The following is a 778-nucleotide window of genomic DNA, read 5'->3' as shown; positions in this document are numbered from 1 at the left end:
CGTTTTAGTTTCTGCCGATTTAGGCTTCTACTATATCGAAGGAGGAACACCAAAAGGGATTGGCGCAGAGCTGCTGGCTCACTTTGAAAAAGATTTACGCAGAATCAAACCCAAACTGAACGTACAAATCATCCCTCTAGCGCGAGACCAATTGCTCCCTTCTCTCGAAAACGGCTCTGGTGATTTAGTGGTGGCAAACTTGACGATCACTGAGGCCCGTAAACAAAAAGTCGACTTCAGTACCCCAATCTTATCCGGCATTGAAGAGTGGGTGATCACCAACAAAAGTACTCCAACCATCACTAAACTTGAGCAGTTGAGCGGTAAGGAGATTTGGGTACGTGCCAGTTCCAGCTGCTTTGAAAGTATTCAAGCCGTCAGCAAAACACTGAACAAGAAAGGCTTACCGCCAATTATCGTGCACTTCATCGAAGAGACTCTGCAAGACTACGAACTCGTCGGCATGCTCAACAATGGCTATATCAAAGCCATTGTTTTAGATAGCCACAAAGCCAAACTTTGGCTCAATGCGATGGATGACATCAAAGCGCATAAGAAAGTCCCTCTTCGCAAAAACGGCAACATCGCTTGGGTAATGCGACAAAACAGTCCTCAACTCAAAGCAGTGGTGAACAAATTCATCCAAAAATCTCGCTCAGGCACACTCCTTGGAAACGTCATATATAGCAAATACATCGACAATACCAATTGGCTCAATAAGGCACTTAACCCTAAGAAAATTGCCCAGCTAGAAAAACTGTCAGTGCTGTTTTCGCGC

Annotated in this window: 1 protein-coding gene; it reads left to right on the top strand. The window is 45.0% G+C overall.

Annotation, left to right across the window (positions count from 1 at the left end):
- Window positions 1–778: transporter substrate-binding domain-containing protein (locus R7190_RS26860; protein WP_318137795.1), on the top strand; the 778-nt coding region annotated here is incomplete at both ends.

The organism is Vibrio sp. 1078-1 (assembly GCF_033340475.1).
This window is presented reverse-complemented; position numbering and strand designations above follow the sequence as displayed.